Origin of the sequence: Enterobacter sp. 50588862 (assembly GCF_001462935.1) — a bacterium.
Lineage (GTDB): Bacteria > Pseudomonadota > Gammaproteobacteria > Enterobacterales > Enterobacteriaceae > Enterobacter > Enterobacter bugandensis.
Genome location: NZ_LNHM01000028.1, coordinates 619080 through 643703, shown reverse-complemented (window position 1 = coordinate 643703; position 24624 = coordinate 619080). Strand labels below are relative to the sequence as shown.

Annotated in this window: 25 protein-coding genes; 17 read left to right on the top strand and 8 right to left on the bottom strand. The window is 56.6% G+C overall.

Features of this window, described 5'->3' with window-relative positions:
• Positions 1-30 precede the first annotated feature (30 nt).
• Positions 31-1563, top strand: a complete 1533-nt coding sequence (locus APT89_RS16015) for a YdgA family protein (RefSeq protein ID WP_047365362.1) — start codon at positions 31-33, stop codon at positions 1561-1563.
• Positions 1564-1601: 38 nt separating this feature from the next.
• Here APT89_RS16015 and APT89_RS16010 read toward each other — a convergent pair whose 3' ends face one another.
• Complete coding sequence (locus APT89_RS16010) at positions 1602-2456, bottom strand: alpha/beta fold hydrolase (protein WP_041910308.1); 855 nt, start codon at positions 2454-2456, stop codon at positions 1602-1604.
• A 15-nt stretch (positions 2457-2471) separates the two neighbouring features.
• Positions 2472-3452 carry an MBL fold metallo-hydrolase gene (locus tag APT89_RS16005; RefSeq protein WP_060572939.1) on the bottom strand — a complete coding sequence of 327 codons (981 nt, stop codon included), beginning with the start codon at positions 3450-3452 and terminating at the stop codon, positions 2472-2474.
• A 107-nt stretch (positions 3453-3559) separates the two neighbouring features.
• Here APT89_RS16005 and APT89_RS16000 point away from each other — a divergent pair, with 107 nt between their 5' ends.
• Positions 3560-4456 carry a LysR family transcriptional regulator gene (locus APT89_RS16000; protein WP_041910312.1) on the top strand — a complete coding sequence of 299 codons (897 nt, stop codon included), beginning with the start codon at positions 3560-3562 and terminating at the stop codon, positions 4454-4456.
• A 1-nt stretch (position 4457) separates the two neighbouring features.
• Here the strand turns inward: APT89_RS16000 and APT89_RS15995 are convergent, their stop codons facing one another.
• Entirely contained in the window at positions 4458-5486 is a 1029-nt protein-coding gene (locus tag APT89_RS15995; protein ID WP_028012924.1) for a Mal regulon transcriptional regulator MalI, read from the bottom strand.
• Between the two features lie 177 nt (positions 5487-5663).
• Here APT89_RS15995 and malX point away from each other — a divergent pair, with 177 nt between their 5' ends.
• The 3 genes from malX (at position 5664) to add (ending at position 9575) form a co-directional block, all read left to right on the top strand.
• A complete protein-coding gene (malX, locus tag APT89_RS15990) occupies positions 5664-7256 on the top strand; it encodes a maltose/glucose-specific PTS transporter subunit IIBC (protein WP_060572936.1) in 1593 nt (530 codons plus the stop codon).
• A gap of 48 nt (positions 7257-7304) precedes the next feature.
• Positions 7305-8477 carry a MalY/PatB family protein gene (locus APT89_RS15985; protein WP_060572934.1) on the top strand — a complete coding sequence of 391 codons (1173 nt, stop codon included), beginning with the start codon at positions 7305-7307 and terminating at the stop codon, positions 8475-8477.
• Positions 8478-8573: 96 nt separating this feature from the next.
• Positions 8574-9575, top strand: coding sequence for an adenosine deaminase (add, locus tag APT89_RS15980; protein WP_060572932.1), 1002 nt, complete (start codon positions 8574-8576; stop codon positions 9573-9575).
• Positions 9576-9630: 55 nt separating this feature from the next.
• Here the strand turns inward: add and APT89_RS15975 are convergent, their stop codons facing one another.
• Positions 9631-10671 carry an oxidoreductase gene (locus tag APT89_RS15975; protein ID WP_060572930.1) on the bottom strand — a complete coding sequence of 347 codons (1041 nt, stop codon included), beginning with the start codon at positions 10669-10671 and terminating at the stop codon, positions 9631-9633.
• Positions 10672-10912: 241 nt separating this feature from the next.
• Here APT89_RS15975 and blr point away from each other — a divergent pair, with 241 nt between their 5' ends.
• The 12 genes from blr to gstA all read left to right on the top strand — a co-directional run bounded on the left by blr (position 10913) and on the right by gstA (position 21174).
• Positions 10913-11038: a division septum protein Blr gene (gene blr, locus APT89_RS23570; protein WP_168733269.1), complete on the top strand. Its 126-nt coding sequence runs from the start codon at positions 10913-10915 to the stop codon at positions 11036-11038.
• Between the two features lie 233 nt (positions 11039-11271).
• The gene (ydgT, locus tag APT89_RS15970) at positions 11272-11487 is read left to right on the top strand and encodes a transcription modulator YdgT (RefSeq protein ID WP_013096896.1); all 216 of its coding nucleotides are present in this window, start codon (positions 11272-11274) and stop codon (positions 11485-11487) included.
• Between the two features lie 86 nt (positions 11488-11573).
• Positions 11574-12014: a DUF2569 domain-containing protein gene (locus APT89_RS15965; protein WP_025758365.1), complete on the top strand. Its 441-nt coding sequence runs from the start codon at positions 11574-11576 to the stop codon at positions 12012-12014.
• A 76-nt stretch (positions 12015-12090) separates the two neighbouring features.
• Positions 12091-12672 carry an electron transport complex subunit RsxA gene (gene rsxA, locus APT89_RS15960; protein ID WP_028012919.1) on the top strand — a complete coding sequence of 194 codons (582 nt, stop codon included), beginning with the start codon at positions 12091-12093 and terminating at the stop codon, positions 12670-12672.
• On the top strand, positions 12672-13250 hold the full coding sequence (gene rsxB, locus APT89_RS15955; RefSeq protein ID WP_032640037.1) for an electron transport complex subunit RsxB: 579 nt from the start codon (positions 12672-12674) through the stop codon (positions 13248-13250). Before rsxA ends, rsxB begins: the two co-directional genes overlap by 1 nt.
• Positions 13243-15360 carry an electron transport complex subunit RsxC gene (gene rsxC, locus APT89_RS15950; RefSeq protein ID WP_060572927.1) on the top strand — a complete coding sequence of 706 codons (2118 nt, stop codon included), beginning with the start codon at positions 13243-13245 and terminating at the stop codon, positions 15358-15360. Before rsxB ends, rsxC begins: the two co-directional genes overlap by 8 nt.
• Positions 15361-16413: an electron transport complex subunit RsxD gene (gene rsxD, locus APT89_RS15945; RefSeq protein WP_028012916.1), complete on the top strand. Its 1053-nt coding sequence runs from the start codon at positions 15361-15363 to the stop codon at positions 16411-16413. It begins immediately after the preceding gene.
• A gap of 10 nt (positions 16414-16423) precedes the next feature.
• Positions 16424-17044, top strand: coding sequence for an electron transport complex subunit RsxG (rsxG, locus tag APT89_RS15940; protein WP_045261492.1), 621 nt, complete (start codon positions 16424-16426; stop codon positions 17042-17044).
• A 2-nt stretch (positions 17045-17046) separates the two neighbouring features.
• Positions 17047-17733, top strand: a complete 687-nt coding sequence (locus APT89_RS15935) for an electron transport complex subunit E (protein WP_023617347.1) — start codon at positions 17047-17049, stop codon at positions 17731-17733.
• Positions 17730-18365, top strand: a complete 636-nt coding sequence (gene nth / locus APT89_RS15930; protein ID WP_060572924.1) for an endonuclease III — start codon at positions 17730-17732, stop codon at positions 18363-18365. The genes APT89_RS15935 and nth overlap by 4 nt, the downstream gene beginning before the upstream one ends.
• 589 nt (positions 18366-18954) lie before the next feature.
• Entirely contained in the window at positions 18955-20463 is a 1509-nt protein-coding gene (gene dtpA / locus APT89_RS15925; RefSeq protein WP_060572923.1) for a dipeptide/tripeptide permease DtpA, read from the top strand.
• Positions 20464-20568: 105 nt separating this feature from the next.
• The gene (gstA, locus tag APT89_RS15920) at positions 20569-21174 is read left to right on the top strand and encodes a glutathione transferase GstA (protein WP_028012912.1); all 606 of its coding nucleotides are present in this window, start codon (positions 20569-20571) and stop codon (positions 21172-21174) included.
• Positions 21175-21234: 60 nt separating this feature from the next.
• Here the strand turns inward: gstA and pdxY are convergent, their stop codons facing one another.
• From pdxY to mliC, 4 genes are all read right to left on the bottom strand, one after another.
• Complete coding sequence (gene pdxY / locus APT89_RS15915; RefSeq protein WP_060572921.1) at positions 21235-22095, bottom strand: pyridoxal kinase PdxY; 861 nt, start codon at positions 22093-22095, stop codon at positions 21235-21237.
• A 66-nt stretch (positions 22096-22161) separates the two neighbouring features.
• Positions 22162-23436, bottom strand: coding sequence for a tyrosine--tRNA ligase (tyrS, locus tag APT89_RS15910; protein WP_028012910.1), 1275 nt, complete (start codon positions 23434-23436; stop codon positions 22162-22164).
• A gap of 125 nt (positions 23437-23561) precedes the next feature.
• Entirely contained in the window at positions 23562-24218 is a 657-nt protein-coding gene (gene pdxH, locus APT89_RS15905; RefSeq protein WP_028012909.1) for a pyridoxamine 5'-phosphate oxidase, read from the bottom strand.
• A gap of 57 nt (positions 24219-24275) precedes the next feature.
• Complete coding sequence (gene mliC, locus APT89_RS15900; protein WP_028012908.1) at positions 24276-24599, bottom strand: C-type lysozyme inhibitor; 324 nt, start codon at positions 24597-24599, stop codon at positions 24276-24278.
• Positions 24600-24624: the final 25 nt, after the last annotated feature.

Genomic DNA, 24624 nt, shown 5'->3' with positions numbered 1-24624 from the left:
CCGCCTGGTTTCATTTTAGGGATAGTCGCAATGAAAAAATCGGTCGTAGCGGTTGGAGTGATTGTAGCGTTAGGCGTGGTCTGGACGGGTGCCTCCTGGTTTACCGGGAAACAGCTGGAAGGCCGTCTGGCTGAGATGGTGGCGCAGGCTAACGGAGAAATTAAGCGCAGCGCGCCGGAGGCGGGTCTGGAGCTGAGCTACCAGAACTATCAGCGCGGCGTGTTCACCAGCCGCATGCAGCTGGTGGTGAAGCCGGTGGCCGGTGCGGCAAACGGCTGGCTGAAGCCGGGACAAAGCGTGGTGCTGGATGAAGTGGTAAGCCACGGTCCGCTGCCGCTGGCGCAGTTAAAGTCGTTTAACCTGATCCCGTCCATGGCGTCCGTTCATACCGTACTGGTGAATAACGACGTCACCAAACCGCTGTTTGACCTGGCGAAGAATGAATCACCTTTCGACATTAACACCCGTATTAGCTACTCCGGTGATACCAGTTCTGATATCGCGCTGAAACCGCTGAACTACGAGAAAGAGAACGAAAAAGTCGCCTTCAGCGGTGGCCATTTCAAACTTGATGCGGATCGGGACGGCAACGTCTTCTCCATGACGGGTGAAGCGGAAAGCGGCCTGGTCAACGCCGTGAACGAATATAACCAAAAAGTTCAGCTCACCTTCAACAACCTGAAAGCCGACGGCAACAGCCGTATGACCGACTTTAAAGAGCGTATCGGCGATCAGAAGCTCTCCGTGGATAAAATTGCTATCGCAATTGAAGGAAAAGAGATGGCCGTGCTGGAAGGCATGGACGTTAACGGTCAATCCGACGTATCCAAAGACGGTAAGAGTATCAATACCCAGCTGGATTACACGCTGAAGAGCCTGAAAGTGCAGAATCAGGATCTGGGCACCGGCAAGCTGTCGCTGAAGATCGGCAATATCGACGGCCAGGCATGGCACGAATTTAGCCAGAAATACAGCAAAGAGAGCCAGGCGCTGCTGACCGACGCCGCGCTGCAGCAGAACCCGGAAGTGTACCAGCAGCAGGCGATGGCGGTGCTGTTCAATAACCTGCCAATCCTGCTGAAAGGCCAGCCGGTGGTCACCGTTGCGCCGCTGAGCTGGAAAAACAGCAAAGGCGAAACCAGCTTTAACCTGTCGCTGTTCCTGAAAGATCCTGCAGCCGCCACGGGTGAACCCCAGACGCTGGCGCAGGAAGTGGATCGCAGCGTGAAGTCGCTCGACAGCAAGCTGACCATCCCGATGGATATGGCGACCGAGTTTATGACCCAGATTGCGAAGCTGGAAGGCTACGGCGATGAAGATGCCGGCAAGCTGGCGAACCAGCAGGTGAAAGGTCTGGCGGCGATGGGTCAGATGTTCCGCATCACCAAAGTGGAAGACAACACCATTTCCACCAGCCTGCAATATGCCAACGGCCAGGTAACGCTGAACGGCGACAAAATGCCGCTGGAAGAGTTTGTTGGCATGTTTGGTATGCCGACGCTGGGAATGCCGGAACCGGCTGAACCCGCAGCGCCAGCCGTACCGGCGGCACCGCAGCAGTAAACGTCAAAACCCCTCGCAAGAGGGGTTTTTTATTGCCCTTATCCTTTCCATCCCTGCAGGAAATCCAGCAGCAAGGCGTTAACTTTCTCAGGCTGTTCCTCCTGAGGAAGATGGCCGCACTCGTCGATACCCTGCGCCCGCAGGTTATCCGCCATTTCAGCCCAGACGCTTTGCATATCGAAGAGCTTGCCGACCGCGTGAAAATCATTGCCCCACAGCGACATTACCGGACAGGCGATTTTCACGTCAGCGTCGGCAAGATCCTGCGCCACGTCTTCCGCGTTGGCGCGATAGTCAGCCATCGCGCCTCGCACGGCTCCGGGCGCCTGATACGCGCGAACATAGGTGTCAAACGCCTCGCCGCTGATGGTTGACGGATCGTAGGTCCAGTCCGAGAAAAAGTGGCGCAGCCAGATATTTTCACGTCCTGCAATCAGCGCTTCCGGCAGATCGGGCACAAGATGGAACAGGAAGAACCAGTATGCGCGGGCGATGGATGCATTCAAATCGCGCGCCACAATACGCGTTGGCACGTTATCCATGACCACCAGACGATCCACCAGCTCAGGGTAATCTTTTGCGAACCGCGTCGCGACGCGCGCCCCGCGATCGTGCCCCACCAGCACCACCTTCTGTAACCCCAGCGCACGCATTAGCTCCCGGATATCCCGGGCCATGTTCCGTTTATCATAGCCAGAAGCCGGTTTATCCGTTTCGCCATATCCTCGCAAATCCGGCGCGATGACGCGGTAGTGCCGGGACAATACAGGTATCTGGTAGCGCCAGGCATAGTTTGTTTCAGGAAAACCGTGCAGAAGAATAACCGGCGCGCCTTCACCCTCTTCAGCCACAAACTGGCGAATGCCGTTTGCCGTTACGGTGTAACTTTTCATATTCATAACCTCACTTTATTTCAGCAGAGGCACGTTGGCCGCACGTTGATAAGGACCGTAATTTACAGGGTTCCAGCTATAGCCCTGCTGCCAGGCGGTGATATGCCCAATACCGGGGAAAGGCAGATGCGCAGCGGCCATCCACTCGCCGTCTTTCGCCAGGGCGTTAAATTCCTGCGCCCGGGACGAGATGGCTTTTTTCGAATCGACATCAAAGCGAATAGACACTTCAGGATGCGGGAACTGGACGGCTGGCGCATGAATCAGATCCCCAATGAAGTTAATAGCCGTCCCCTGCGACGCAAAGCGATAAACGGTACTGCCGGGCGTATGGCCAACGGCATAGGCCGTCTGGACTTCCGGGATCGGCGAAGCTGGCGGAACGAAGGTTTTAAGATGTCCGGAGGCTTTATACTCAGACAATGCTTTTCGGGCGATAGCAAAATACTCTTTCGCATTAGCCGGCGCGCTCGCTTCTTTTGCAGGATCAAGCCAGTAGTCGGCCTCCCCCTGCGGTACGTAGACGGTGGCATTGGGGAACAACGCTTTACCGTTCGCATCGCTCAGGCCACAAACATGATCAAGATGAAGATGCGTCAGGAAAATGGTATCAACCTGCTCGGGACGATAGCCTGATGCTTTCATATTGTTAACCAGCTGGCCGGCCGTTTCCGACACGCAGTGCCCCGCTCCGCTGTCAATCATGACCAGATGTTTACCGGTATTAACCAGGAAAGCGTTAAAGGCGGTCGGCATGCGGTCGGCATCGATTTTATGCTGAGCCAGCAGTTTACGAACCTTGTCGTCTGAAAGACCGTGGAGTAATGACGGCGAAAGGTCGTTATAGCCGTCGAACAGCGCCGTGACCTCATATTCCCCTACCGCCAGACGATAATAGCCTGGGACCTGCTGCTTCACCTGTGCAGGTGCGTCAGCCCAGGCGGCACTTACCAATAACAGGCTGCTGAATGCCAGAACCGTTTTCAACTTTTTCATCTTCACTCCAGATTGATATTTTTCAGGTTGTGAAGAGACTATGGCAGCGTAACGATAAATACTGTAGATATGTCCTTTGATAAGTCAGCATAACGAAAAACGAAACAATGAAACTGGAAGACGTAGAAGTGTTTGTCGAAGCCATTAAGGCGGGTAGCCTGGCGGGCGCCGCGCGTCGGCTCTCAATGAGCGCCATGGCGGCGTCACGCTCTCTTAACAATCTTGAGGCTGAGCTGGGGGTCAGGCTGGTGCATCGCACCACGCGATCCCTTTCACCCACCAGCGATGGTGACGTTTTTTTGCCGCATGCGCAGGCGTTGCTGGAAGATAAAAATAACGCGCTGGCCGATCTGTTTCCTGATGGTACGCACCTGTCCGGACGCCTTCGCATTACCGCCTCAGCGGCGTTTGGACGCAAGATCGTTGCACCGATGTTGGCGCTGTTTATGCAGCAACATCCTGCCCTGCAGGTCGACCTGCTGGCAACCGATGAGCAAATTGATATTGTCGGGAAAGGCATAGACGTGGCGTTACGCATTGCACCGCTGCGCGATAACCGGTTAGTCGCACACCGCATCTGTGATAACCCCCGCGAGCTTTGCGCCAGCGCGGAGTATCTCGCTGCGTACGGTTCACCGAAATTGCTTAACGATCTGGCTGGACATAGCTGCCTGGCCACATCAGATACGACACACTGGTCGTTTGAGAAGGGTGAACAGCGCTACAAACAAAAGGTGTCAGGCCGATTCTCGGCTAACTCTATTGAGGCGATTTTCGAGGCTTGTCTGGGGGGACTCGGCATCGCAAATTTATCTCGCTGGTACGTAGAGCCTGCCATTGCTGAGGGTAAACTCGTGCGGATCGTCCTGGAAGATGCTCAGCCGGAATCGCTGGCCATTTGGGCGGTTTACCCGACCTCCCGGCTGATCCCGGCAAAAGTACGAAAATTTGTAGAAGCCCTGGAGACACATCTGACGCTCAACCCGCTTACGCAGCAGAGCTGAATTATTTCACCGTCACCAGCCGCGCCGCCACAATCTGGTGCCCGGACTGGACATCCGTGTTGTCGATGCGCTGCATAATTCTGTCTGCCAGCGTGTAGCCCATCTCCCGCGCAGGGGTGGTAGCCCAGACGATGGGGAGATCGTCCAGCGCGTTTTCACCAACGTCGGCAAACGCCCCTAACGCCACCTGATGGCCGAAGAAGGTTTCCACCCCGCCCTCGCCGCTCTGACGCCCGGCGCGGATCAGGCCAAACCAGGCCCCCATGGCAATCACATCGTTGTAGCAAATCACGGCGCTGATCGTCGGATTGCTTCGCAGCAGCGCGCCTATCGCTTCCGCCGCTTTCTTCTGGCTAGATTCACACTCCACGACCCATTCGCTGTGGAACGGTAGGCCGTATTTAATCAGCGTCGCGCAGTAGCCGCCGACCCGCTCGGCGCGCGTCAGGGAGGAGCTTTTCCCTCCCAGCCAGGCAATGCGCTGATGCCCGCGGCGAATAAGATGTTCGGTCAACATTTGCGCGGCCTGCATGTTATCCGGGCGCAGCGTATCGGCCTCGTCCAGATAGCTGGCGCGCGAGGCGAACACCAGCGGCACGCCTTTTTCGGCGGCACGCTCGCACAGTTCGCTACCCACGCCCGACGCTCCGGCGACGATCACTCCGTCAACCCCCTGGGTCAGCAGCATATCGAGACGGGAGAGAAGCTGCCCGGCCTCGCGCCCGCCGTGCAACAGAAAGACCATCCGCCCCTGCGCTTCCAGCGCTTCGGTTAACCCGGCGGTCAGCTCCGCATAGAAAGGTGACGTCAGGTCGCGGACAATCAGGCCAATCACCCCGCTTTGCCCGCCGCGCAGCGCCGACGCCTGACGGTTACGCACAAAGCCCAACTGTTCAACCGCCTCGTTCACCCTCTGGCCGGTTGCGGGCGAGATGCGCCCTTTACCACTGAGCACGAGAGAAACGGTGCTGACGGAAACCCCCGCCGCCAGCGCGACATCGTTGATGGTGACTTTTTTCGCTACAGCCATGTGTCAGCGTGACTCCCTGAAATGAGATCGGTAAAACGTTTTATCAATACGTTATCTTTATACTACCAGTCAAAGCCTGAGAATGTGATTTAGCGCGCACTAAACTTTGATAAAACGTTTTATCTTCTCGCAGCATTGAAGCAGGAAAACTGATTTTAACAATAAAGGAGTCGTTTTATGACGGCGAAAACAGCACAAAAAATATCGCTGTGGGAGTTTTTCCAGCAACTGGGTAAAACCTTTATGCTGCCCGTGGCGCTCCTCTCGTTCTGCGGGATCATGCTCGGGATCGGCAGCTCGCTGAGCAGTAAAGACGTCATCACGCTGATCCCGTTCCTCGGTACTCCCGTGCTGCAGGCGATCTTTATCTGGATGAGTAAGGTCGGCTCCTTCGCGTTTAGCTTCCTGCCCGTGATGTTCTGCATCGCCATCCCGCTGGGCCTGGCCCGCGAGAATAAAGGCGTCGCGGCCTTTGCCGGGTTTGTGGGTTACGCCGTGATGAACCTGGCGGTTAACTTCTGGCTGACCGCGAAAGGCATTCTGCCGACGACCGATGCTGCCGTGCTGAAGGCCAACAACATTCAGAGCGTGATTGGCATCCAGTCTATTGATACCGGGATCCTCGGAGCGGTGATCGCCGGGGTCATTATCTGGATGCTGCACGAGCGCTTCCACAATATCCGCCTGCCGGATGCCCTGGCCTTCTTCGGCGGTACCCGCTTCGTGCCGATTGTCACCCTGGTAGTTATGGGTCTGTTCGGCCTGATCATTCCGCTGATCTGGCCGGTCTTTGCGATGGGCATCAACGGCATTGGCCGCATCATCAACGGCGCGGGAGATTTTGGTCCGATGATCTTCGGCACCGGCGAGCGTCTGCTGCTGCCGTTCGGCCTGCAGCATATCCTGGTGGCCCTGATTCGCTTCACCGAAGCGGGCGGTACCATGGAGGTGTGCGGTCACGACGTGAGCGGTGCGCTGACCATCTTCCAGGCGCAGCTGAGCTGTCCGACTACCCACGGCTTCTCTGAAAGCGCCACCCGCTTCCTGTCTCAGGGTAAAATGCCGGCCTTCCTCGGCGGCCTGCCGGGTGCCGCGCTGGCGATGTACCACTGCGCGCGCCCGGAAAACCGACATAAAATTAAAGGGCTGCTGATCTCCGGCGTGATTGCCTGCGTCGTGGGCGGCACCACCGAGCCTATCGAATTCCTGTTCCTGTTTGTTGCGCCGGTGCTGTATCTCATCCACGCGCTGCTGACCGGCCTGGGCTTTACCGTGATGGCGGTGCTCGGCGTCACCATCGGCAACACCGACGGCAACGTGATTGACTTCGTGGTGTTCGGGATCCTGCACGGCCTGTCAACCAAGTGGTATCTGGTCCCTGTCGTGGCGGCAATCTGGTTTGCGGTGTACTACGGCATCTTCCGCTTCGCCATCACCCGCTTTAATCTAAAAACGCCAGGACGCGATATTGATACGGCCACCAGCGTTGAACAGGCGGTTGCCGGTACCGTGGGCAAATCCGGCTATAACACCCCTGCCATTCTGGCGGCGCTGGGCGGTGCGGATAACATCACCTCGCTGGATAACTGCATTACCCGCCTGCGTTTGTCGGTGGCGGATATGTCAAAAGTGGATACCAACGCCCTCAAGGCCAACCGGGCCATCGGCGTGGTACAGTTAAATCAGCACAATTTGCAGGTGGTTATCGGCCCGCAGGTTCAGTCGGTGAAAGATGAGCTGGCAACCCTGATGCGAACAGTAGAAGCCTGATGCCTCAACCCCCTCTCATGAGGGGGTTTTACTTTAAGGATTAACGTCATGTTTGATTTTTCTACCGTCGTGGATCGTCACGGCACCTGGTGTACGCAGTGGGACTACGTCGCCGACCGCTTTGGCGCGGCGGATTTGCTGCCCTTCACCATCTCGGATATGGACTTCGCCACCGCCCCCTGCATTACCGACGCGCTGCATCAGCGCATCAACCACGGCGTGCTGGGCTACAGCCGCTGGAAAAACGACGAGTTTCTTGCCGCTGTTGAGCACTGGTTTCGGCAGCGCTTTAACAGCCGAATTGATAAAGAAACCATCGTTTATGGCCCTTCCGTCATCTATATGGTGTCAGAGCTGATTCGCCTCTGGTCAAAGCCCGGTGACGGCGTGGTGGTCCACACACCGGCGTACGATGCGTTTTACAACGCCATTGGAGGCAATGCGCGTCAGGTTGTGGCCGTTGAGATGGAAAAGCAGGCGGCTGGCTGGCAGGGCAATATGGCGGCGCTTGAAGTGGCCCTGGCGAAACCGGAAAACAAAATTCTGCTGCTGTGCAGCCCGCAGAACCCGACCGGCAAGGTCTGGACGCGGGATGAATTGACGCAGATGGCGGAACTCTGTGAGCGCTATGACGTGGCGGTTATCAGCGATGAAATTCATATGGACATGGTCTGGGGGGCGCATCGCCACACCCCGTGGAATGCGGTAGCGCGCGGCAAATGGGCGCTTCTCACCTCCGGCTCGAAAAGCTTTAATATTCCGGCACTGACGGGCGCATACGGCCTGATCGGCGATGAAGAGAGCCGTAACGGCTATCTCAGCGCGCTAAAAGGACGGGATGGGCTCTCTTCCCCTTCCGTGCTGGCGCTGACGGCCCATATCGCCGCCTATCAGCAGGGAGAGCCGTGGCTGGATGCCTTGCGTCGTTATCTGGAAGAGAATCTGTTGTATATCGCACAGGAATTAAACAGTGCTTTTCCGAAACTGAACTGGCAGCCGCCGGAAGCTACCTATCTGGCCTGGATTAACCTGCGCCCGCTGAACATTGACGACAGGGCACTGCAAAAAGTACTGATCGAGCAGCAAAAGGTCGCCATCATGCCGGGATACACGTATGGAAACGAGGGTAACGGCTTCGTGCGCCTTAACGCCGGCTGCCCACGCAGCAAGCTGGAACAAGGGGTTCAGCGCCTCATCGCCGGGATCAACACGCTCCTGTAATTTGTTTGCGCAACGGAATATTCCCTTGCGCAAATAGCTTTTTACCCCGTTTTGTTTTTATAATATGGCGCACTTTAACCCGAAAAGAGTGCGACCATGATTGATACACGCCTGCCCTTAACTGATATTCATCGTCACCTTGACGGTAACATTCGTGCCCAAACCATCCTCGATCTTGGCCGCCAGTTCAACTTAACGCTTCCCGCTCAGACGCTTGAGTCGTTGATCCCTCACGTACAGGTGACCTCTAATGAACCGGACCTGGTCAGCTTCCTGAGCAAACTCGACTGGGGCGTGAAGATGCTGGCGTCGCTGGATGCCTGCCGCCGCGTGGCGTTTGAGAACATCGAAGATGCCGCCCGCAACGGCCTGCACTACGTCGAGCTGCGCTTCTCGCCGGGCTACATGGCGATGACCCACAGCCTGCCCGTTGCAGGCGTGGTGGAGGCCGTCATTGAAGGCGTCCGCGAAGGGTGTAAAACCTTCGACGTTCAGGCTCGCCTGATCGGCATTATGAGCCGCACGTTCGGCGAAGCCGCCTGCCTGCAGGAGCTGGAAGCGCTGCTGGCCCATCGCGATGCCATCACCGCCGTCGATCTCGCCGGTGACGAGCTGGGCTTCCCGGGCAGTCTGTTCCTCTCCCACTTCAACCGCGCGCGCGATGCCGGCTGGCACATTACGGTGCATGCAGGTGAAGCGGCTGGCCCGGAAAGCATCTGGCAGGCCATCCGCGAGCTGGGCGCCGAGCGTATCGGCCACGGCGTGAAGGCGGTAGAAGACCGCGCGCTGATGGATTTCCTGGCGGAGCAGCGCATCGGGATTGAGTCGTGCCTGACGTCTAACATTCAGACCAGCACCGTGGCGGCCCTTGACAAGCACCCGCTGAAAACCTTCCTCGAGCACGGCGTGCTGGCCTCGCTGAACACGGACGATCCGGCGGTTCAGGGCGTGGATATCATCCACGAGTACAACATCGCCGCACCGCAGGCGGGTCTGAGCCGTGAGCAGATCCGTCAGGCGCAGATTAACGGGCTGGAAATTGCCTTCCTGACGCCTGCTGAGAAGCAGGCGCTGCGGGATAAGGTGGCAACCGCGTAAACCCTTTTGCCGGGTGGCGGCTACGCCTTACCCGGCCTACAACAACGTCAAAGATTTATGCCAGACAGAGCGTGGCGCGATGTTTGGCAGATTCGATGCCCAGTTCAATCAGCTCCATAATTTGTATCGCCTGGCTGGCCGGAACCGGGTTCTCCCCCGTGCCGTTCAGCGCATCGCGGATGCCCGCATAATAGGCTGGATAGTTGCCCGGGATCGTCAGCAAGGTCTCCTCGACCAGCTCGTCGCCTTCCACCCGCGTGAGGACGCCGTCGCGCATATCATAGCCCCAGTCTTCCTGCGGCAGACGCTCACCGTTTTTCAGCCTGTCTTCCTGCGGATCGAGACCAAACTTCACGTAGCTCCCGCGCGTGCCGTGGATGATATAGCGGGCAGATTCCGCGGCCGCGACCATCGTGCCGTGCAGCACAATCCGCCGCTGCGGGTAACTCAACACCGCGTGGAAGTAATCGGTTGTCTGCGCCCCGGGCCTGAGCTGGGCCAGATCGACCGTCATGCTCACCGGCAGCCCAAACAGATTCACGGCCTGGTCCAGCAGATGCGGGGCTAAATCGTACCAGATGCCGCTGCCCGGACCGGCCTGCTCGCGCCAGCGGTTTCTCACCTGCGGACGGAAGCGGTCAAAATGCGATTCAAAAAAAACGATCTCTCCTAGCGTGCCTTCCCCAAGAAGCGTTTTAACCGTCAGGAAGTCGCTGTCCCACCTGCGGTTATGGAAAACGGACAGCACTCTGCCCAGGCTTTTTGCCAGCGCCTCCAGCTCACGCGCCTGTGACAACGTCACGGTGAAGGGTTTGTCAACAACGACGTGCTTCCCGGCTTCCAGCGCGGCTTTCGCCAGCGGGAAGTGCGTGTCGTTCGGGGTGGGAATAACAATTAAATCGATATTCGGATCGTTGAAAAGGTGTTTAGGCTCGGAGACAACCGGCACTGCGGGCCAGTCAGCGTGGACTTTGGCGGCGTCGCTGCTGGATACCGCCGCCAGCGCCATTCCCGGCGTTCCGGCTATCAGAGGCGCATGAAACGTTTTGCTCGCGTACCCGTAGCCTATAAGCCCGACGCGGATGTTATCACTCATCGTGTTGTCCTCTTTTTGCGTTTCTTATTTCATACTGGCCTTTCTGGCATTGTCCTCATTAATAATGAGCCATGGCGCTTAAAATAGCAGGCTGTACCGGCTATTTTTGTTACATAGTATTAACCTTCTGATTTTGTTTAAGGGAATCGTTCCCAAAGCGCTTGCCGTCAGAGAAACAGCGCTGTAACATTTGCGACCTGTATTTATGGATAAATTACAACAGTGAATCATGGCATCAATTATTAATCGAATCATTGAATTAGCGGGATGGATTGTTCTTGGGGTTTCGGTCATTTTGCTCGGCGTAGCCAGCCATATTGATAACTACCAGCCGCCGGAGCCTGCTGCCGTCACCCATCCTAAGTAACCGGTTGCTGCTTTAAAGAGTGACATAATGTGTCAGTTTCGTATTGCCAGCCCTGGTGAACGCGGTTAACCTTCTCTTCCAGGCATCACCTTCGGTGCCTGAATTTCAGCAAAGAAAACTCCTAATTTCGTCGCGTTATCTGAGTGGGCTGTTTACGTCTGTATTAATCCGTTTATTATTCGACCGAATTACCTTAACTGGTATTACTCACTTTTATATGGAAAATTATTAATATGACAGTTCAGGACTATTTATTAAAATTTCGCAAGATCAATTCGCTTGAGAGCCTGGAAAAACTGTTTGACCATCTGAACTACACCCTGTCGGATAATCAGGACATCATCAATATGTATCGCGCCGCTGACCATCGCCGTGCGGAGCTGGTCTCCGGCGGTCGCTTGTTCAACGTCGGCGAGGTGCCGAAGTCCGTATGGCGTTACGTTTTATAAGAAAGTAGCCATCCGCGCGAAATGTTATATACTCTCCGCCCTGCAAACTGGCTGTACAACATTTCGCGCAGATAATGGGAGAGTTCATGACCGCAACGCCTGGAGAACGCATCGGAGGCTGGTTAATCGCCCCACTGGCATGGCTGCTGGTTGCCTTATTAAGCGCATCGCTTGCGCTGCTGCTTTATACCACCGCATTGATTACCCCTCACGCTATACAGACCCTGATGTCGCAAAGCGTGCTGAATATAGCGATGTGGTTTGTGTCGTTCGTTTTCGCGATTGGGATGTGGTACTACACCCTGTGGCTGACTATCGCCTTCTTTAAGCGCCGCAAGAGTGTGCCTAAGCACTACATTATCTGGCTGCTGGTCTCGGTCCTGCTGGCGGTTAAAGCGTTTGCTTTCTCGCCCGTCTCTGACGCGCTTGCTGTACGCCAGCTGCTTTTCCCGTTACTGGCTGCGGCGCTGTTGGTGCCCTATTTCAAACGTTCAACGCGTGTGAAAAACACCTTCGTGAACCCGTAATAACCTTACAGATAACCTGTTGTCGCCTGCCCCGGTTTGTCCGATAATAGGCGGCTTTTTTATTTCAGGCTAAATAATGACCGATTACTTACTGCTCTTTGTCGGCACCGTGCTGGTTAACAACTTCGTTCTGGTGAAGTTCCTTGGCCTGTGCCCGTTTATGGGCGTGTCCAAAAAGCTGGAAACGGCGATGGGCATGGGGCTGGCGACGACCTTCGTCATGACGCTGGCGTCCATCTGCGCGTGGTTGATTGACACCTGGATCCTCATCCCGCTGGGGTTAATCTATCTCCGCACGCTGGCGTTTATTCTGGTCATTGCGGTGGTGGTGCAATTTACCGAAATGGTCGTGCGTAAAACCAGCCCGGCGCTCTATCGCCTGCTGGGTATCTTCCTGCCGCTGATCACCACCAACTGCGCGGTGCTTGGCGTGGCGCTGCTGAACATCAACCTTGGCCATAACTTCATGCAGTCGGCGCTGTACGGTTTCTCCGCCGCTGTCGGTTTCTCATTCGTTATGGTGCTGTTCGCGTCGATTCGCGAACGTCTGGCAGCAGCGGATATCCCTGCGCCATTTCGCGGTAATGCCATTGCGCTGGTGACCGCGGGTTTAATGTCTCTTGCCTTTATGGGCTTTAGTGGTCTGGTGAAGTTGTAATGAGTGCTATCTGGATTGCCATCGCCTCTATCAGCGTCCTGGGGTTGGTGTTTGGCCTTATCCTGGGCTACGCCTCCCGCCGTTTCGCGGTAGAGGACGATCCTGTTGTTGAAAAAATTGATGAGCTTTTGCCGCAAAGTCAGTGTGGACAGTGCGGCTACCCGGGCTGCCGCCCTTACGCTGAAGCGGTAGGCATTCAGGGTGAAAAAATTAACCGCTGTGCGCCCGGCGGCGAAGCGGTGATGCTGAAAATTGCCGCCCTGCTTAACGTCGATCCGCAGCCCGTTGATGGCGATGCGGAAGTCCAGGAGCCGGTCCGTGCCCTCGCGGTGATCGACGAAGCAAACTGCATCGGCTGCACCAAATGTATTCAGGCCTGTCCGGTCGACGCCATTGTTGGCGCAACGCGCGCCATGCACACCGTTGTGGCGGATCTCTGCACCGGCTGTAACCTCTGCGTGGCCCCCTGCCCGACGCAATGTATAGAGCTGCGCCCGGTTGAAACGACTACCGAAAGCTGGAAGTGGGATCTTCAAACCATTCCGGTTCGCAATATTCCTGTGGAACAACATGCTTAAGTTATTTTCTGCTTTCAGAAAAGAGAAGATCTGGGACTTTGACGGCGGTATCCATCCGCCAGAGATGAAAGCCCAGTCCAACGGCACGCCGCTGCGTCAAGTTCCGCTGGCGACGCGTTACGTCATGCCGCTCAAGCAGCATATTGGCGCTGAGGGCGAGCTGTGCGTGAAAGAAGGCGATACGGTGCTGCGCGGTCAGCCGCTGACCTTCGGACGCGGACGTATGCTGCCGGTACACGCCCCTACTTCCGGGAAAGTGGTGGCGATTGCCCCTCATACGGTGGCGCATCCGTCCGCGCTGTCGGAACTGAGCGTGATTATTGAAGCCGACGGCGAAGATCGCTGGATTGACCGTGACGGCTGGAGCGACTACCGCAGCCAGAGCCGCGAAGCGCTCATCGAGCGTATTCATCAGTTCGGCGTCGCCGGGCTTGGCGGCGCGGGCTTCCCGACCGGCGTCAAGCTGCGCGGCGGTGGCGATAAGATTCAGACGCTGATTATCAACGCCGCCGAATGCGAGCCGTACATCACCGCCGACGATCGTCTGATGCAGGATTGCGCCGCCCAGGTGGTGGAAGGCATCCGCATCCTTGCGCACATTCTGCAGCCGCGGGAAGTGCTGATCGGTATCGAAGACAATAAACCGCAGGCTATTTCAATGCTGCGCGCCGTGCTGGCCGGTAGCCATGATATCGCCCTGCGCGTTATTCCGACCAAGTACCCCTCTGGCGGCGCAAAGCAGCTGACGCAAATCCTCACCGGCAAGCAGGTCCCGCACGGCGGACGCTCATCGGATATCGGCGTGCTGATGCAAAACGTCGGCACCGCTTACGCCGTCAAGCGTGCGGTGATTGACGGCGAGCCGTTGACCGAGCGCGTGGTAACGCTGACCGGAGAGTCTGTCTCTCGTCCGGGTAACGTCTGGGCGCGCCTCGGCACGCCGGTGCGCCATCTGCTGGAACAGGCTGAATTTTGCCCTGCCAGCGACCAGATGGTGATCATGGGCGGTCCGCTGATGGGCTTTACCCTGCCGTGGCTCGACGTTCCGGTAGTGAAAATCACCAACTGCCTGCTCGCCCCTTCCCCAACCGAAATGGGGGAGGAGCAGGAAGAGAAAGGCTGCATCCGCTGCAGCGCCTGTGCCGATGCCTGCCCGGCGGATCTCCTCCCGCAGCAGCTGTACTGGTACAGCAAAGGCCAGCAGCACGATAAAGCCAAAGCCCATAACCTGGCCGACTGCATCGAATGCGGTGCCTGCGCCTGGGTCTGCCCAAGCAACATTCCGCTGGTGCAGTACTTCCGCCAGGAGAAGGCCGAGATTTATGCCATCTCCATGGAAGAAAAACGCGCCGCGGAAGCCAAGGCACGTTTCGAAGCGCGTCAGGCGCGTCTCGAACGTGAGAAGATGGCTCGTCAGGAGCGACATAAGCAGGCCGCCGTTCAGCCTGCCGGGAAAGATCAGGATGCAATCAACGCCGCACTGGCGCGCGTTCGCGAGAAAAAAGCCAGTGCCGCCCAGACGCTGGTGATCCAGGCCGGTGAAAAACCGGATAACAGCGAAGCGATTGCCGCCCGCGAAGCGCGTAAAGCTGCGGCCCGCGCCCGTCAGGCGGAAAAAGCGCAAGCGGCGCAGCCGGAAGCTGAAATCGATCCACGCAAAGCCGCCGTTGAGGCGGCAATAGCCCGTGCCAAAGCGCGCAAGGCCGGGGAGCAGCCAGTGGTGGTTGAACAGGAACCGGTCGACCCGCGTAAAGCTGCCGTTGAAGCGGCGATTGCCCGCGCCAAAGCGCGCAAAGCAGCGCAGCAGGCGCCAGCCGCAGAACCTGAAGCACCGGTCGACCCACGTAAAGCCGCCGTTGAAGCGGCGATTGCCCGCGCCAAAGCGCGCAAAGCAGCACAGCAGGCGCCAGCCGCAGAACCTGAAGCACCGGTCGACCCACGTAAAGCCGCCGTTGAAGCGGCGATTGCCCGCGCCAAAGCGCGCAAAGCAGCACAGCAGGAAGAGCAGCCGCAGGCCGCCAACGATGACCCGCGCAAGGCCGCCGTCGCCGCCGCCATTGCGCGCGTTCAGGCAAAGAAAGCCGCACAGCAAGCCGTAAACGAGGATTAAATGGTTTTCAGAATCGCAAGTTCCCCTTACACCCACAACCAGCGCCAGACCTCGCGTATCATGATGCTGGTCTGCCTGGCGGCGCTACCGGGCATTGCCGTTCAGTGCTGGTTTTTCGGCTGGGGAACTCTGTTCCAGATAGCTCTTGGATGCGCCAGCGCCGTCGCGGCGGAAGCCCTCGTGCTGAAGCTGCGCAAGATGGCGGTTTCCCGCATCCTGGCCGACAACTCCGCGCTGCTGACCGGCCTGCTGCTGGCCATCAGCATTCCCCCGCTTGCCCCGTGGTGGATGGTGGTGCTCGGCACCGTGTTTGCCGTGATTATTGCCAAACAGCTCTATGGCGGCCTCGGTCATAACCCGTTTAATCCGGCAATGATTGGCTACGTGGTGCTGCTGATCTCCTTCCCGGTACAGATGACCAGCTGGCTGCCACCGCACGAGATTGCAGCCACGGTGCCCGGCTTTATGGATGCTCTGCAGGTGATCTTTACCGGCCATACGGCGCTGGGTGCTGATATGAACGCGCTGCGTATGGGCGTGGACGGTATCAGCCAGGCGACGCCGCTTGATACCTTTAAAACGTCCCTGCATGCCGGACACAGCGTTGAACAAATTATGAAATCGGCGATCTACAGCGGCGTGCTGGCGGGAGCCGGCTGGCAGTGGGTCAACCTGGCGTATCTGCTGGGCGGCCTGTTCCTGTTGCAGCAGAAGGCCATCCGCTGGCATATTCCGGTCAGCTTCCTCGTGACGCTGGCGGTCTGCGCCACGCTGGGCTGGGTATTCTCTCCTGAATCCCTGGCCAGCCCGCAGATGCACCTGCTCTCCGGCGCGACCATGCTGGGTGCCTTCTTTATCCTGACGGATCCGGTGACGGCCTCAACGACTAACCGCGGACGCCTGATCTTCGGCGCGCTGGCTGGATTGCTGGTCTGGCTCATCCGCAGCTTTGGCGGCTACCCGGACGGCGTGGCCTTTGCCGTCCTGCTCGCCAATATTACCGTTCCGCTCATCGACTATTACACGCGTCCGCGCGTGTACGGCCATCGCTAAGGGTTTCGCCATGTTAAAAACGATGCAAAAACACGGCGTCACGCTGGCTGTCTTCGCCGCGGTCCTGACGGGGCTGACGGCACTGGTTAATGCGCTGACCAAAACGACCATCGAAGAACAGGCCTCGAAGCAGCAAAAGGCGTTGTTCGATCAGGTGATCCCGTCCGATTTCTACGATAATGACCTGCAAAAAAGCTGCTTTGTGGTAGACGCGCCGCAGCTTGGGAAAGGCCCGCACCGCCTCTTTATCGCCCGCAAAGGGGATAAACCGGTCGGCGCGGTGATGGAAGCAACCGCGCCTGACGGCTATTCCGGCGCCATTCAGCTGCTCGTGGGCAGCGATTTCTCCGGTACCATCCTGGGCACCCGCGTGACGGAACATCATGAAACGCCGGGTCTTGGCGACAAAATTGAAACCCGTCTGAGCGACTGGATTTTGCACTTTGCCGGTAAAGTGATCCATGGTGAAGATGACACCGCGTTTGCGGTGAAGAAAGACGGCGGCGAGTTTGACCAGTTCACTGGGGCGACCATCACCCCGCGGGCGGTGGTAAACGCCGTAAAACGAGCCGGGCTGTACGCTGAAACGCTGCCCGCGCAGATCAACAATCTTCCGGCCTGTGAGGAGTAATCATGAGCCAGGTTAAAGAGGTTATTGTCCAGGGATTGTGGAAAAACAACTCCGCGCTGGTACAGCTTCTGGGCATGTGCCCCCTGCTGGCGGTGACATCCACCGCCACCAACGCGCTCGGTCTGGGTCTGGCAACCACGCTGGTATTGACCCTGACCAACCTCTCCATCTCTGCCCTGAGACGCTGGACGCCGTCGGAAATTCGTATTCCGATTTACGTCATGATCATTGCGTCGGTGGTCAGTATTGTCCAGATGCTGATTAACGCCTACGCGTTTGGTCTGTACCAGTCGCTCGGGATCTTCATTCCTCTTATCGTCACCAACTGTATTGTGGTCGGGCGTGCGGAAGCGTTCGCGGTGAAAAACAGCCCGGCCATGTCTGCGCTGGATGGTTTTTCCATTGGCATGGGCGCCACGTGCGCCATGTTCGTGCTGGGCTCGCTGCGTGAAATCCTCGGCAACGGTACGCTGTTCGACGGCGCAGATGCGCTGCTGGGCGGCTGGGCTAAAGCGCTGCGCGTTGAGGTGTTTCACACCGATACGCCATTCCTGCTGGCGATGCTGCCGCCCGGCGCGTTTATTGGCCTCGGCATGATGCTGGCGATAAAATACCTGATTGATGAGAAACGTAAGCGCCGCGCGGCTGAGCGCAGCGTTCTGGAAGGGACACCCGAGAAGGCCTCATGAATAAAGAAAAGCGCATTGCGATCCTGACCCGCCTGCGGGACGAGAACCCGCACCCGACGACGGAGCTGAATTTTACCTCCCCGTTTGAGCTGCTGATCGCAGTGTTGCTCTCTGCGCAGGCGACCGACGTGAGCGTCAATAAAGCCACTGCCCTGCTCTATCCGGTCGCCAATACGCCGAAGGCCATGCTGGAGCTGGGCGTGGAAGGTGTGAGGTCCTATATCAAAACCATCGGCCTGTTTAACAGCAAAGCCGAGAACGTAATTAAGACCTGTCGGATCCTGCTGGAACAGCATGGAGGCGAAGTACCGGAAGATCGCGCCGCGCTGGAAGCCTTGCCGGGCGTGGGGCGTAAAACCGCGAACGTTGTGCTCAATACCGCGTTTGGCTGGCCGACCATCGCCGTTGATACGCATATATTCCGCGTCTCAAACCGGACCAACTTCGCCCCAGGGAAAAATGTCGAGCAGGTAGAAGAGAAGCTGTTAAAAGTGGTTCCTGCCGAATTCAAGGTTGACTGCCACCACTGGCTGATTTTGCACGGTCGTTACACGTGTATTGCGCGTAAACCTCGCTGCGGCTCCTGCATTATCGAAGATCTCTGCGAATACAAAGAAAAAGTGTATTCCTGAACGTTATTACCACATCAAAAGAAGGGTGATGGTGCACGCTTCTTTTGACCGTTATTTGTCCGCCTTTCGTTTCCTCTGGCCTGTCACTTCTTCGGTTCTTTAACGTTTAAACAGGTTAATAGTTTTTTCATAGCCAAAAATTTCTATACATCTGTGATCGCGATCACCCTGATAACTTCATGTTATATTTTTGTTGTCAAAATCGACCTAAACCCTTTGTCTGACAAGACACCCTTCTTTTTTTACCGACGATAAGACCAGTGATTTTTCAGATTATGGGCTATATCACTGCCAGAAGCGGCAAATAGCAGAACATATCGCCATTCACCGGTCCGTACCGGTCAAAAGCAGTCGAAAAAACTACCTTTACTCACCTTATAAAATTTAACGCTGAATAACATTTGCATGAACCGACGATTATACCATCTCAGATATATGTAACAGATTATTACAAACGTCTTGCCAGAAGGGGCAGGATAGTGAACATTACCCGCCGTTTCTCCTCCCAATATAACTATAAGGCGGATGGGCTACGGCCATCACGCTATGAACACCCCCGTTAATATGGGATGTAAAAAAAGAGGTATATGTGTCGACTGCAAACAATAAACCAACAGATGAAAGCGTGAGTCTGAACGCTTTTAAACAACCGAAAGCGTTTTATCTCATCTTCTCTATCGAGTTATGGGAGCGTTTTGGTTACTACGGCCTGCAAGGGATCATGGCGGTTTACCTGGTAAAACAGCTGGGTATGTCCGAAGCCGATTCCATCACGCTGTTCTCCTCCTTCAGTGCCCTCGTCTACGGTCTGGTTGCTATCGGCGGCTGGCTGGGTGATAAAGTTCTCGGTACTAAGCGCGTCATTATGCTGGGCGCCATTGTTCTGGCGATTGGCTATGGACTGGTAGCATGGTCAGGGCATGATGCCGCTGTCGTGTATATGGGCATGGCTACGATCGCCGTGGGTAACGGTCTGTTCAAAGCGAACCCGTCTTCTCTGCTCTCTACCTGCTACAGCAAAGATGACCCGCGTCTGGACGGTGCATTTACCATGTACTACATGTCCATCAACATCGGTTCGTTCTTCTCGATGCTGGCAACCCCATGGCTCGCAGCGAAATTCGGCTGGAGCGTGGCGTTTGCACTGAGCTTCGTGGGTATGCTGATCACCGTGGTGAACTTCCTGTTCTGCCGCAGCTGGGTTAAAAACTACGGTTCAAAACCAGACTTCGAGCCTGTCCACATGGGCAAGCTGCTGGCTACCATCGTGGGCGTTGTGGTCCTGGCGGCGATCGCCACCTGGCTGCTGCACAACCAGGGTATCGCTCGTGCCGTTCTGGGCGTAGTTGCGCTGGGCATCGTGGTCATCTTCGCAAAAGAAGCGTTCGCTATGAAGGGTGCAGCCCGTCGTAAGATGATTGTGGCGTTCATTCTGATGCTGGAAGCGATTATCTTCTTCGTGCTGTACAGCCAGATGCCAACCTCTCTGAACTTCTTCGCTATTCGTAACGTTGAGCACTCTATCCTGGGTATCGCATTCGAACCCGAGCAGTTCCAGGCGCTGAACCCCTTCTGGATCATGATCGGTTCCCCGATTCTGGCCGCAATCTATAACAAGATGGGCGATCGTCTGCCAATGCCGCACAAGTTCGCGGTGGGTATGGTGCTCTGTTCTGGTGCGTTCCTGGTGCTGCCGCTGGGGACTAAGTTTGCGTCCGACGCCGGTATCGTGTCCGTTAACTGGCTGATCCTGAGCTACGCGCTGCAGTCTATCGGCGAACTGATGATCTCCGGTCTGGGTCTGGCGATGGTTGCACAGCTGGTTCCACAGCGTCTGATGGGCTTCATTATGGGTAGCTGGTTCCTGACCACTGCCGGTGCGGCGATCATCGCCGGTAAGATCGCGAACCTGATGGCTGTGCCAGAAAACGTGACCGATCCGCTGCTCTCCCTGAACGTCTACGGTACCGTGTTTATGCAGATTGGTATCGCTACGGCGGTTATCGCGGCGCTGATGCTGCTGACCGCGCCGAAACTGAATCGAATGACTCAGGACGACGACAAGGCGGCGGAAGCGAACAAAACCGCTACCGCGTGATATTTGAGAGAAACGACAGAACAGAAGCCGCTAAGAGATTAGCGGCTTTTTTTTTGTCCCTTCGCGCACTAACATAGCTGAAACCTCAGCAAAAAGGAGTTACCGATGAAACTGTTCTACAAACCGGGCGCGTGCTCTCTTGCTTCCCATATCACCCTGCGCGAGAGCGGCAAAGATTTCACGCTGGATGGCGTTGATCTGATGAAAAAGCGACTGGAAAACGGGGATGACTTTTTTGCGATTAACCCAAAAGGGCAGGTTCCGGCCCTGCTGTTGGATGACGGAACTCTGCTGACCGAAGGCGTGGCGATTATGCAGTTCCTGGCGGACAACGTACCGGATCGCCAGCTCCTTGCCCCTACCGGCAGCGTCGCACGTTATAAAACGCTGGAGTGGTTGAACTATATCGCCACCGAGCTGCACAAAGGTTTTACCCCCCTCTTCCGCCCGGATACGCCGGAAGAGTACAAGCCTACCGTGCGAGCTCTGCTGGAGAAAAAGCTGCAGTATGTTAACGAATCGCTGAAAGACGATCAGTGGATTTGTGGTTCACGCTTCACCATTGCCGACGCGTACCTGTTTACCGTACTGCGCTGGGCGCGTGCGGTTAAGCTGAACCTGGAAGGGTTGGACCACATCGCATCGTATATGGCGCGCGTGGCGGAGCGTCCAGCGGTGGCCGCGGCGCTAAAAGCGGAAGGGTTGAATTAAGCGAGGCGTCTGTGTTGCCGGGTGGCGCTGACGCTCACCCGGCCTACGAACTCTGGACGATTATAGCCGTGTGGCGCTGAAATAGTGCTCCGGCTTCGCGATACGATCCTGTGCCGCGACCACCTGCAGTTCATATTCCTGCATCTCTTTCGTCGCAATCATAATTTCGTACACCGCTGCCGTCACGTGCTCCAGCGCGTCTCTCACCGTTGCACCCTGCAACAGTTTCACCAGCAGTAGCCCGCTGGTCACATCACCCACGCCCACCGGCTGACGCGTGCCGAAATCCACCAGCGGACGGCTGATATGCCATGCGTCATCTTTCGTCACCAGCAGCATCTCAAAATGCTCCTGAGTCAGCCCTGCGCGGGCGAGATGTTTTACCAGCACAATCTCCGGCCCCTGGGCTATCAGCTCGCGAGACGCGCGTACAGCCTCTTCTACGCTGTTAACCGGATGCTCGCAGAGGATCTCCAGCTCAATCAGGTTGGGCGCAATGATATCGCTGGCGGGCAGCGCATGGCGAACGTGAAATTCCGCTACGCCAGGCGCCACGATGCAGCCTTTCTCCGGGTGTCCCATGACGGGGTCGCAGAAGTATTTTGCCGCCGGGTTTGCCGCTTTCACCTGACGCACGATGCCGAGGATGTGTTCCCCCTGCTCCGCTGAGCCGAGGTAGCCGCTCAGAACGGCGTCGCAGCGCTTGAGCTGGTCGATATCCGCAATACCCTGCACAACCTCTGTGAGATGCGAAGGCGGCATCACGCAGCCGGTCCATTTGCCGTATTGCGTGTGGTTAGAGAACTGCACGGTATTGAGAGGCCAGACGTTGGCACCGAGGCGGCGCATCGGGAATTCCGCTGCGCTATTGCCAGCATGTCCAAACACAACGTGGGACTGAATGGCGAGGATGTTCTTCATCTTTTTCTTACCAAACCCTGAACAAACAAAAAGGGCGTGGTTTCCCACGCCCCTCGAGACTTTTACTTACTTCCAGCAGACCAGACAGTAGTTTTTCTTACCGCGGCGCAGCAGCGTGTAGCGGCCATACAGACGATCGCCGTCAACGAAGGTGTATTCCGGATCAGCCTGCTTTTCACCGTTGATGGTGATAGCGTTGGAGGCGATGGTTTTACGCGCCTGACCACGGGAAGGCTGGAGCTCAGAGTCCACCAGCGCCTGCATCAGGTCAGCTCCTTTTTCCATCTCAACCATCGGCACGCCGTCCTGCGCCAGCTGTTCGAAGTCCGCTTCGCTCAGATCGCTCAGCGTACCGTTGAACAGGCTTGCGGTGATGCGTTTTGCCGCGGCCAGGCCCTCTTCACCATGAACCAGTTTGGTCACTTCGTCCGCCAGCACGTACTGGGCACGCGGCGCTTTACCGCTGTTCTTATCTTCCTCTTCCAGCGCATTGATCTCTGCAATGTCCATGAAGGTGAAGAACTTCAGGAAGCGGTAAACATCTGCGTCCGCCGTGTTGATCCAGAACTGATAGAATTTGTACGGGCTGGTTTTCTTCGGATCGAGCCACACCGCGCCGCCTTCGGTTTTACCGAATTTGGTGCCGTCTGCTTTGGTGATCAGTGGAACGGTCAGGCCGAAGACCTGGTTCTGATGCAGACGACGGGTCAGGTCGATACCGGAGGTGATGTTCCCCCACTGGTCAGAGCCGCCGATCTGCAGAGAGACGCCGTGCAGCTTGTTCAGGCAGGCAAAGTCATAGCCCTGCAGCAGGTTGTAGGAGAACTCGGTAAAGGAGATACCCTGATCGTCACGGTTCAGACGCTGCTTGACCGCTTCTTTGTTAATCATCTGGTTAACAGAGAAGTGCTTGCCGATGTCACGCAGGAAGGTCAGCACGTTCATGCCGCCAAACCAGTCGTAGTTGTTAGCAGCAATGGCAGAGTTATCACCACAGTTGAAGTCGAGGAACGGTGCAACCTGTTTGCGGATCTTATCCACCCACTCCTGCACGGTATCTTCGGTGTTCAGCTTACGCTCCGCGGCTTTAAAGCTCGGGTCACCAATCAGACCGGTCGCGCCGCCCACCAGGGCAACAGGCTTATGGCCCGCCATCTGGAAGCGTTTCAGGCATAACAATGGAACAAGATGCCCCAAATGCAAGCTGTCAGCGGTGGGATCGAAGCCGCAATAGAGCGCGATCGGGCCTTGCGCCAGTCGCTCTGCTAACGCTTCCTCGTCCGTCACCTGGGCCACGAGGCCCCGCTCTTGCAATTGTTTAATCAAGTTACTGCTTGCCATCAAATTCTCCATGTATAAACGACTGCACCTTTGCCGGTACACGACTTTTCGCCTGATGCGAAAGGACCATAGAATAAAGCGCAAGCGCGGTGTGCGCTAGCGCTTAAATCAACAAATTTCGGGGATTACGGGGCCAGTCTGTCGATTTTCCAGCCGCCATTCTCGCGCTGGTATAAAAAGCGGTCATGCAGGCGATGCTCACCGCCCTGCCAGAATTCCATCTGCTCAATCGGAATGCGGAAGCCGCCCCAGAAGCTCGGCAGCGGAATTTCCCCCTGCTGGAACTTCTGTTTCAGCTCCAGGAATTTACTTTCCAGCACGCCGCGGGCAGAGATCCGGCTGGACTGTTTTGACACCCAGGCACCAATCTGGCTGTCGCGCGGGCGGCTGTGGAAATACTTCACCACCTCAAGGGTCGAGAGACGTTCCGCTTTCCCGGTGACCATCACCTGACGTTCAAGCATATGCCACGGGAACAGCAGGCTGATGCGCGGGTTGTTTTCTAAGTGGTGCGCCTTGCGGCTGCCCAGATTGGTATAGAACACCAGCCCTTTCTCGTCGTAATGCTTAAGCAAGACGATGCGCTGATACGGTTGACCGTTTTCATCTACCGTCGCGACGACCATGGCCGTTGGGTCGGCCAGCTTCGCGTCGCAGGCCTGTTTCAGCCAGCGCTCAAAGAGCACGAGGGGTTCAGCGGGAAGATCCTGGCGACGCAGGCCGCCTTTGGTGTATTCACGGCGCAGATGCGCAATTTGCTGCAGTTCGTCGTTATCTGACATGGCGTTAGCTGATCTTGAGATTAGGTGGCGCTATTGTGCGCCGCCCCTGTAAAAATCTCAACGCTTCGGATTTTCAAGCTGGCAGTTGTTCAGCACAATGCGGTCTCGTTTGTAGACCGTGGCGCTGTCGCCTTTCGACCAGAAGACATAGATGCCGTCCGAATAACGCGCCCCGGAGGCCGAGATACCCTGCTTAAGGGTTAGCAGCTTGTTATCGTAAACGAAGCTGGCTTCCTGACGCGGGTTATTCAGCTTCACGGTCAGCGGTTTTTCATCGCAGCGATACTCCAGCGTATCGGTCTGCATGCGCTCAAGGAACTGGTTATAGACGCTGCATCCTGACAGCAATAAAGGCGCGGCAATAAGAAGAAGTTTTTTCATGGGCGTATTCCGAAGACTTTCCTGG